Annotated in this window: 6 protein-coding genes and 1 pseudogene; 4 read left to right on the top strand and 3 right to left on the bottom strand. The window is 73.5% G+C overall.

Annotated elements, in window-relative coordinates:
* The first annotated feature begins 47 nt into the window (after positions 1 to 47).
* The 4 genes and pseudogenes from LCE31_RS33530 (at position 48) to LCE31_RS33515 (ending at position 4,082) form a co-directional block, all read left to right on the top strand.
* Positions 48 to 881, top strand: a complete 834-nt coding sequence (locus tag LCE31_RS33530) for a nitrilase-related carbon-nitrogen hydrolase (RefSeq protein ID WP_225021219.1) — start codon at positions 48 to 50, stop codon at positions 879 to 881.
* 80 nt (positions 882 to 961) lie between these two features.
* Entirely contained in the window at positions 962 to 1,909 is a 948-nt protein-coding gene (locus LCE31_RS33525; protein WP_225021216.1) for an ABC transporter substrate-binding protein, read from the top strand.
* A gap of 250 nt (positions 1,910 to 2,159) precedes the next feature.
* On the top strand, positions 2,160 to 3,206 hold the full coding sequence (locus tag LCE31_RS33520; protein ID WP_225021214.1) for an amino acid ABC transporter permease: 1,047 nt from the start codon (positions 2,160 to 2,162) through the stop codon (positions 3,204 to 3,206).
* A 47-nt stretch (positions 3,207 to 3,253) separates the two neighbouring features.
* A pseudogene (locus LCE31_RS33515) lies at positions 3,254 to 4,082 on the top strand (amino acid ABC transporter ATP-binding protein).
* A 112-nt stretch (positions 4,083 to 4,194) separates the two neighbouring features.
* Here LCE31_RS33515 and LCE31_RS33510 read toward each other — a convergent pair.
* From LCE31_RS33510 to LCE31_RS33500, 3 genes are all read right to left on the bottom strand, one after another.
* Positions 4,195 to 4,731: a universal stress protein gene (locus LCE31_RS33510; protein WP_225021212.1), complete on the bottom strand. Its 537-nt coding sequence runs from the start codon at positions 4,729 to 4,731 to the stop codon at positions 4,195 to 4,197.
* 13 nt (positions 4,732 to 4,744) lie between these two features.
* Positions 4,745 to 5,239 carry a GNAT family N-acetyltransferase gene (locus LCE31_RS33505; RefSeq protein ID WP_225021210.1) on the bottom strand — a complete coding sequence of 165 codons (495 nt, stop codon included), beginning with the start codon at positions 5,237 to 5,239 and terminating at the stop codon, positions 4,745 to 4,747.
* Between the two features lie 109 nt (positions 5,240 to 5,348).
* Positions 5,349 to 7,067 carry an IlvD/Edd family dehydratase gene (locus LCE31_RS33500; protein ID WP_225021221.1) on the bottom strand — a complete coding sequence of 573 codons (1,719 nt, stop codon included), beginning with the start codon at positions 7,065 to 7,067 and terminating at the stop codon, positions 5,349 to 5,351.
* Positions 7,068 to 7,490 lie beyond the last annotated feature (423 nt).

Raw genomic sequence — 7,490 nt, 5'->3', positions numbered from 1 at the left:
GCTCTCCCCCACACGTCCCTCACGTCCCGATCCCCGGAGCGTCTTCCATGCGCATCGCCACCGGCCAGTTCGCCGCCACCCCCGACTGGGCACCCAACCTGGACATCTGCCGTTCATTGACCGCCCGCGCCCAGGACGGCGGCGCGGACCTGCTCGTCCTCCCCGAGGGCGTCCTCGCCCGGTTCACCGAGGACCGCCACCGCATCCGGGAGGTGGCCCAGCCGCTGGACGGCCCGTTCGTCACCGGACTGCGCGAGGCGACCACGGGCGGCACCACCGCCGTGGTCGTCGGCATCCACGAACCGTCCGACGACGGGAGGGTGTTCAACACACTCGTGGTGCTGGCCGGCGGGGAGATCGTCACCGTCTACCGCAAACTGCACCTGTACGACGCCTTCGGCACCCAGGAGTCGGCCCATGTGCGTCCGGCCGCGGAACCACCCGTCACCTTCGACCACGCCGGCACCCGGGTGGGCCTCATGACCTGCTACGACGTACGGTTCCCCGAAATGGCGCGGTTGCTCGCGGACGCCGGCGCCGACGTCCTCGCGCTCCCCGCCGCCTGGGTCAGGGGCCCCGCCAAGGAACGGCACTGGGAGATCATGATCGCCGCACGCGCGCTGGAGAACACCTGCTGGGTCGCGGCGAGCGGCGAGTGCGGGCCCCGCAACATCGGCAACAGCCTGGTGGTCGATCCGCTGGGTACGGTACGCGCCCGGCTCGGCGCCGCCCCGGGCCTCGCGTGGGCCGAGGCGGACCCCGCCTTCACCGCCACCGCCCGGGAGACACTGCCGGTACGGGCCAACCGGAGGTTCGCCGTCGACGCCCGGGTGCACGCGCCCGGGACCGTACCGGCCGGGCTCCCCGCCCTCACCACCTGACGGACGGCGCCGAGCCCGACCGCATCACACCAACCACCAGCACACCCAACCCGCACCAACACCCGATCCGGAGGTCTCCGATGAAGCCAGTCCGCCGCCGGACACCGCTGGGCGCGGCAGCGCTCGCCCTCGTCCTGGGGGCCGCCCTCACCGCCTGCGGCGCCAACCCGCCGGGCGCCGTGGACACCGTGCAGAGCGGCGCGCGGGGTGTCCGGGTCGACCTCGACCAGCCCCTGGACCCCGCGCTGCACGCGAGACTGCCCGCGAAGAACCGGGCCTCGGGGACCCTGGTGTCGGTCAACAACGGCTCGTTCCCTCCGTACGAGATCGTGAACGACGACGGCAAGGGGCTCACCGGGGCGACCGAGGACCTCGGCACCGCCCTCGGTCATGTGCTCGGTGTGCGGATCAAGGACGTGTCGGCCGACGGGCTGCCCACCCAGCTCACCGGTATCAAGGCGGGCCGCTTCGACTTCGCGCTCGGGCCCATCGGCGACTTCAAGGACCGCCAGGGCTCGGACGACTTCGTCGACTGGGTGCAGGAGTTCGTGGTGTTCGCGGTGCCGAAGGGCAATCCGCACCACCTCACGTCCCTGGCCTCGACGTGCGGCACCCGGATCGCCGTAATGTCCGGCGGTTCAGCGGAAAAGGTGATCAAGGGCCAGGCCGCGAAGTGCGCGGCGCGGCACGCGAAGCCGGTCCAGGTCCAGTCCTACAAGGACCAGCCCAGTTCCATCCTGGCGGTGCGCTCGGGCCGGGCCGACGCGTTCTTCTCCTCGCAGTCCCCGCTGACGTACTTCGTCGCCCAGGCCAAGGATCAGCTGCAGCTCGCCGGTGTCGGCGAGGCGAACGGCTTCACCACGCTCTACCAGGGCGCGGTGGTGGGCAAGGGCTCGCCGCTCGGCGGGGTGCTCAGGGACGCCGTCCAGAAGCTGATGGACAACGGCACGTACGAGAAGATCATGGAGAAATGGGGTCTCAAGGGAAATGAGATCAAGAAGGCCGGCATCAACCTCGCCGTCTCCTGAGGCGCCCCGGATGCAGAGGGACACCGTCCGCACCGTCCCCGGCGGTGTCGCCGTCGCCGTTTCCGTCCACCACACGGATGCGGCCCGCGCGAACCCGCCGCGCACGAACACACCACACGCGAACCCGCCGCGCACATACACACCACACGCGAACACACCGTCCCGCACCGCGCCGCGCGGGACCGCACGTCGCACGACACCGCGCAGCGCCTCTCCACCCGACCGCCGTCAGCACAGGAGGTGAGCCGACATGGCCGCCCTGACCGGAAAACTCGATCCGCCGCACACCTCGGACGCCCGCCGGGACGCGTCCGCGCCCGTCGACGTGGCCGGCGCGGCGCCCGTGCGCCATCCGCTGCGCTGGCTCGCCGTCCTCGTCCTCGCCGTCCTCGCCGCCCAGTTGGCGCACTTCCTCGTGACCAACTCCAACTTCGAATGGCCGGTGGTCGGTTCGTATCTGAACGCGAGTGTCATCGGGCACGGCATCGCCACCACGCTCGAACTGACCGTCGTCGCCATGGCCATCGGCATCGGCGGCGGTGTCCTCGTCGCGGTCGGCCGCATGTCCGACAACCGGGTGCTGAGCTCGGTGTGCGGCGCGTACGTCTGGTTCTTCCGCGGCATCCCGGTGCTGGTCCAGCTCGTGTTCTGGTACAACATGTCCGCGCTGCTGCCGCAGCTGTCGCTCGGGGTGCCGTTCGGGCCCTCGTTCGTGAGCGGTGAGACCAACACACTGATCACTCCCTTCCTCGCCGCGATCCTCGGCCTCGGCCTCAACGAGGCCGCCTACATGGCGGAGATCGTGCGCGGCGGCCTGCTCGGGGTCGATCCGGGCCAGAGCGAGGCCGCCGCGGCGCTGGGCATGAGTTCCGGGCGGGTGCTGCGCCGGGTGATCCTGCCGCAGGCCATGCGGTTCATCGTGCCGCCGACCGGCAGCCAGATCATCAACATGCTGAAGGCCACGTCGCTGGTGAGTGTGATCGCGCTGGCCGATCTGCTGTACACGGCCCAGTCGATCTACAACCGCACCTTCCAGACCATTCCGCTGCTGATCGTGGCGTGCCTCTGGTACCTGATCATGACGTCGGTGCTGTACGTGGGGCAGTCGTACATCGAGCACCACTACGCCCGCGGCGCCACCCGCAACCCGCGCCAGAGCTTCTGGGACTTCGCCGTCTTCCGCCGCCGGGCCGCCGCCGTACCCACCGCACCCGCCTGTTCCGGCGACCCCGGCCTTCCCGCCGGCGCTTCGGACGCCGCTCCAGACGCCGCTTCCGCCGCCCAGGAGGAGAAATGAGCACCACGCCCGAACGGTCCGGCTCCGCCCCGGCGCCGGAGGTCCCGATGGTGGCCGCCCGCGGTGTGCGCAAGCACTTCGGCCACCTGGAGGTGCTGAAGGGCATCGACCTGACCGTGGGCAACGGCGAGGTGGTCGTGCTGCTCGGGCCCTCGGGCTCCGGCAAGTCGACGTTCCTGCGCTGCCTCAACCACCTCGAAGTGCCGGACGGCGGCTCCCTGCGCGTCGCGGGCGAACTCATCGGGTTCCGGCGCACCCGTACCGGTGTCCGGCATCTCAAGCCGCGCGAGGTGACCCGGCAGCGCCGCGACATCGGCATGGTCTTCCAGCACTTCAACCTGTTCCCGCACCTGACGGTCATGGAGAACGTGATCGAGGCTCCCTGCGGGGTGCTGGGCGAGCGCCGGGGGGCGGGCCCCCCGCCGGGGGGGGGGCGGGGGGGGCGGGGGGGGGGGGGGGGGGGGGGGGGGGGGGGGCCGCGAGCGGGCCGGGGCGCTGCTCGCCCGGGTGGGGCTCGGTGACCGGGCCGACGTCTACCCGCGCCAGCTCTCCGGCGGCCAGCAGCAGCGCGTCGCCATCGCCCGCGCGCTGGCGATGGAGCCGAAGCTCATGCTCTTCGACGAGCCCGCCAGCGCTCTCGACGCCGAGCGGGTCGGCGAGGTCCTCGCGACGATGCGCGACCTGGCGCGGGACGGTCTGACGATGATCGTCGTCACCCACGAGATCGGGTTCGCCCGGGAGGTCGCCGACGGGGTGGTCTTCATGGACGGGGGCCAGGTCCTGGAGAGCGGCACCCCCGAGGAGGTGCTCGACCACCCGCGGCAGCCCCGTACCCGGGAGTTCCTGGGCCGGTTCCTGAGCGACCGGCCCGGGTGACCGTCCGGGCGACAGCCGTCCGCACGCGCCCCGCCCGTATCCCGGTCGCCCCGCACGGCAGCGGTCCTCACGCCCCCCTCGTACCCGGTATCCCGATGCCTCGGTGCGCCCCTCACGGCCGGTGCGGCGGGCCCGGGTGCTCCGGCGGGCCCGGGTGCTCCGGCGGGCGCGGCGGCTCCGGGGGGAGGGTCGTGAGGTCGGGGACGCTCTCCGGCCAGACCAGCAGGACCTGGCAGGGCGCGTGGTCCACGACGAACCGGCTCGCCGGGGCCAGACTGTGCGGCCCGAGCCGTGCCCGGTCGCCGTCGCGTGCCAGCACCAGCAGGTCCGCGTCGCGCGCGGCGGCGACGACCACGCGCTCCGTCCGGCCCGACAGCGCACGGGTGGCGCACGGGCGGCCGAGCCGCTCCGCCGCCTCCGCGAGGAGCGCGGCGGCGGACTCGGCCTCCAGGCCTTCGAGTACCCGGCCCGGATCGTGCCCGGGGTGCCCCCGGCCGAGGAGCCCGGCGAAGGCTCCGTGGGCGACGCCTGGCACCTCCGCGTCGCTCACGTGCAGCAGCGTCAGGGACGCGTCCTCGGGCGCGTGGGCGCGTACGGCGTCCACACAGGCGGGCCAGGTGCCTTCGACAATCCACGCGATGACGTTCACGCCGTACAACCTGTCACACGGCGGGCCGCGCGCAGGAGTACACCGTCACCGGGTTGCCGCCCAGTTCGTCCTCCCGCAGCGGTGTGAAGCCGAGCCGCTCCGCGACCCGCACGGACGGCGTGTTGCCGTGCCGGATCATCGCCGTGACGTACGGGACGCTCAGCGCCTCCCAGCCCCAGGCGAGCGCGGCGCGCGCCGCCTCGGTCGCGTACCCCTTGCCCCACGCCTCCGCGGCGAAGGTCCAGCCGAGCTCCGTCTCGTCGAAGGACTCCCAGTACTGCAGCCCGCTGCGCCCGATGAACCCGCCCGTCTCCTTCAACTCCACGGCGCACAGGCCGTGGCCGCGCTCCGCCCACTGCCGTTCGATGCCGGCGAGCCGCTCCTCGGCCCGCTCACGGGTGTACGAGCCGACGAAGCGGTTGACCCGCTCGTCCGCGTGCAGCGCCACGAACCGATCCGCGTCCGCGACCGTCAGAGGCCTGAGCATCAGCCGTTCCGTCTCGATCATGCCCCGATCGTACGAGCCGCCGCCGGGGCGTGTCACCGGCGTGGGCCCCGGTCGCCGCCCGGGTGAGCGGGCCGGGCGGGCCGGGCGGGCCGAGCGGGGACCGTGCGCCTCAGTGCGACTCGCGGCCGACCGCCGGTCCCGTGGAACCGGTCAGGAAGTCGAGGTCCGCGCCGGTGTCAGCGCCCGAGACATGGTCGATGTAGAGCCGCTCCCAGCCGCGTGCCGGTGCGGCGTAGCCGTCCGTCGTCGCCCGGCCCGGGGTCCGTGCGGCCAGTTCGGCGTCCGGCACGTCGACGGTCAACGTCCGCGCCGCGACGTCGAGTTCGATGACGTCCCCGGTGCGTATGAGCGCGAGCGGACCGCCCGCGGCGGCCTCCGGCGCGACATGCAGGACCACCGTCCCGTACGCGGTGCCGCTCATCCGCCCGTCGCACACCCGCACCATGTCGCGTACCCCGCTCTCCAGGAGCTTCCTCGGCAGGGGCATGTTGGAGACCTCCGGCATGCCCGGGTAGCCCTTGGGCCCGCAGCCGCGCAGGACGAGCACCGAGTCCGCGTCCACGTCGAGATCCGGGTCGTCGATGCGGGCGTGGAAGTCCTCGATGCTGTCGAAGACGACGGCGCGCCCGCGATGGCTCAGCAGGTGCGCGGAGGCCGCGGCCGGTTTGATGATCGCGCCGCTCGGCGCGAGGTTGCCGCGCAGCACGGCGATGCCCGCCGCCTCCTTGAGCGGGCTCTCGCGTGCCCTGATGACCTCGCGGTCCCAGACGCGCGCGTCGTCGAGGTGGTCCACGAGCGGCCGCCCCGTGACGGTGCGCGCGTCCGGGTCGAGCAGGTCGCGGACCTCCCGCAACACGGCGAGCAGGCCGCCCGCGCGGTGCAGGTCGTCCATCAGGAACCGGCCGGCGGGCTGGAGGTCGACGAGCAGCGGCACGCGGGAGCCGATGCGGTCGAAGTCGTCCAGCGTCAGCTCGACGCCGAGGCGGCCCGCTATCGCCAGCAGGTGCACGACCGCGTTGGTGGAGCCGCCGATCGCGGCGAGCGCGACGATCGCGTTGTGGAAGGAGGCGCGGGTCAGCAGCGTTCCCGGCGTGCGGTCCTCGTGCACGAGTTCCACCGCGAGCTTCCCGGTGGCGTGCGCGGACTCCAGCAGCCTGCTGTCCGGGGCCGGGGTACCCGCGAGGCCGGGCACGACCGTGCCGAGCGCCTCGGCGAGCAGGCCCATGGTGGAGGCGGTGCCCATGGTGTTGCAGTGGCCTCGGCTGCGGATCATCGCGCACTCGGAGCGGATGAAGTCCTCGCGGCTGAGGGTCCCGCCGCGCACCTCCTCGCTGAGCCGCCAGACGTCGGTGCCGCAGCCGAGCGCGGCGCCGCGGAAGGTGCCGGTGAGCATCGGGCCGCCGGGGACGACGACAGCGGGCAGGTCCACGGAGGCGGCGGCCATCAGCAGCGCGGGGATGGTCTTGTCGCAGCCGCCGAGCAGGACGACCCCGTCGACGGGGTTGCCGCGCAGCATCTCCTCGGTGGCCATCGCCGCCATGTTCCGCCACAGCATCGCCGTCGGCCGCAGCAGCGTCTCGCCGAGGGAGACGACGGGCAGGTTGAGCGGGATGCCGCCCGCCTCGTGGATGCCGTCCCTGACCGACGACGCGACCTCGTTCAGGTGCGCGTTGCAGGGAGTGAGGTCGGACGCCGTGTTGGCGATGGCGATGTGCGGACGGCCGGAGAACGCGTCGGACGGCAGCCCCCTGCGCATCCAGGCGCGGTGGATGTAGCCGTCGCGGTCGTCGCCGCCGTACCACTGGGCGCTGCGCAGTTGCGACGTCATCGTGGTCTCGACCTCCGTGAACGGTGTGGACGGGCGTGGACGGATGCCGCCGCCGGGCGCGGGGCGGTGCGGGTTCGGCGGGGCGCTGCGCTCCGACCCCGGGCGGCGCAAGATCAACGACTGTACGCGCCGGGCCCGCGCGCGGGAAGACGTCGCCAGGACGGCCCTTCGATGTCGGCGGACGGCCACCGGCGCGGGTCCGCCGCGCCGCCCTGCCAGCCGCCCCCGGGCCGTCGGCGCAGGTCCCGGCGGGTACCGCCGCCCCCCCGGCCCCCCGGGCGCCGGTCACCGTGCCGGTACGATCGAACGAGCCGGCCCGGGCGGACGAGATGGCGAAGACACGTCCCCGCGGCCCCGGTGGCCGGCGGCGGCGTGCCCGCCCGGGGGCCCTGAGCGCGGCGCGGGCGCCGCGGGGGGGGGGGC

It is taken from the genome of Streptomyces sp. 8L (assembly GCF_020176795.1).
In the GTDB taxonomy this organism is placed as follows: Bacteria; Actinomycetota; Actinomycetes; order Streptomycetales; family Streptomycetaceae; genus Streptomyces.
Note: the sequence above shows the minus strand (reverse complement) of the source record. Positions and strands in the feature narration are given on the sequence as shown.

Coding starts and splice junctions, on each gene's coding strand:
- LCE31_RS33505 (WP_225021210.1), bottom strand. CDS start 5,239: ATGATCGAGACGGAACGGCTGATGCTCAGGCCTCTGACGGTCGCGGAC.
- LCE31_RS33500 (WP_225021221.1), bottom strand. CDS start 7,067: ATGACGTCGCAACTGCGCAGCGCCCAGTGGTACGGCGGCGACGACCGC.
- LCE31_RS33530 (WP_225021219.1), top strand. CDS start 48: ATGCGCATCGCCACCGGCCAGTTCGCCGCCACCCCCGACTGGGCACCC.
- LCE31_RS33520 (WP_225021214.1), top strand. CDS start 2,160: ATGGCCGCCCTGACCGGAAAACTCGATCCGCCGCACACCTCGGACGCC.
- LCE31_RS33525 (WP_225021216.1), top strand. CDS start 962: ATGAAGCCAGTCCGCCGCCGGACACCGCTGGGCGCGGCAGCGCTCGCC.